The organism is Pseudomonas sp. FG86, assembly GCF_057808775.1.
In genome coordinates, this window is record NZ_JBMDIS010000185.1 from 1 (window position 1) to 1460 (window position 1460).

Below are 1460 nucleotides of genomic sequence, written 5' to 3' on the forward strand. Positions count from 1 at the left end.
TGAAGTGCGCCCCAAAAGCTGGACAGCTGTTGGCTAGGCTACAGCGGACCGGGTCCTGTACGCTACAGGGCTCAGTCCGCCAAGCTTCACTTTGATTCGCTTATGGTTGTAGTAATGGATGTACTCATCCAGCCCCGCTTGCAACTGCTCCACGCTTTCAAAGCTTTCCCGATAGTAGAACTCTGACTTCAGCGTGCCGAAGAAACTCTCCATTGTGGCGTTGTCATGGCAGTTTCCTTTGCGTGACATGCTTTGCTCCAGCCCTGCTTTTTCTAGCCTCTCCCGGTACTTTGGATATCGATAGTGCCAGCCTTGATCTGAATGCAGCATTGGCTTGCCGCCCTCAGGTAAGCCTTCAATAGCTTTTTCCAGCATCTCGCCCACCAAGGCATATTGGGGACGTATTGCCGTCTGATAGGCCACGATTTCTCCGTTGTACAAGTCCAAAACTGGGGACAAGTACAGCTTTTTGCCGGCCACTTTGAACTCGGTGACATCCGTCACCCATTTCTGATTCGGTTGCTCAGCCTCGAACTGACGAGCCAAGGAGTTGGGTGACACTTCGCCCATCGGCCCTTTATACGACCTGTATTTCTTAGGCCGCACCGTGCATTTCAGACCCAGCTCCCCCATCAGTCGTCGTACCGTTTTACCGTTGATCAGCGATCTTTCTTTACGTAGTTCTAGCGTCATCCGACGGTAACCAAAGCGGCCCTTATGCTCGTTTTGGATGGTCTGGATAGAAGCTTTGATCGAGGAAAATCGATCCGCAACGCCCATCGCCTTGAGTTGGTAGTAGTACGTACTTCGCGCAAGGCTCACTAGCTTGAGCAAGTCACGCAAGGGAAAGTGTTGCTTAAGCTCACTGACTAATCGGGCTTTTTCTTCTGTTCTTTCTCCCGCCTCATCACCGCCTCGCCTAACTCCCCAAGCTTTTTTAGATAAGCGTTCTCCATCCGTAGATATTGGAGCTCATCAAGTAATGTCTTGTGTTCAGGCTCAGGGCTGGTGAGTGGGGCAGCGGTTTTGCGTGGTTTAGCAGGTGGTTTAGGCATAGCGGTGCTCAGTCCTCTTTTCCCTGACTCCAGGGCTTCAATACCGCCACTGTAATACTGCTGTTGCCATCTGCCCACCTGAGTGGAATCCCCCAAGTTGAAAAGCGCCGCGGCGCGGCGCAAGGAAAGGGAGTCATCCCACATGCGCCGCAGAACAGAGAACTTGAACAAGGCACTGTAACGCTGGCCGGTACTGCTCAAGCTGGCCTCACCGTGTAATCGATAAGCCTCGACCCAACGACGAAGCAAGGTGGGGTCCATTTGAAATTGAGCGGCGACCCGGCGAAACCCTCGGCCTCGCTCAAGGAAAGCGGTGATGGCAGATAGCTTGAACTGCGTGGTGTACTTGCTCATGAAAACGCCCCAGAAATTGGATGGGTGTCCAACTTCTGGGGCGCACTTCAC

General features: G+C 53.0%; 1 protein-coding gene. It reads right to left on the reverse strand.

From position 1 onward, the window contains the following. Positions 1-33: 33 nt before the first annotated feature. Positions 34-1409, reverse strand: a protein-coding gene (locus ACODSV_RS36205) for an IS3 family transposase (protein ID WP_411741573.1) whose coding sequence is annotated in 2 segments (ribosomal slippage) — positions 34-915 and positions 918-1409 — 1374 coding nt in all. Because the reading frame shifts where the segments join, the coding sequence is not laid out codon by codon here. Between the last annotated feature and the right edge of the window lie 51 nt (positions 1410-1460).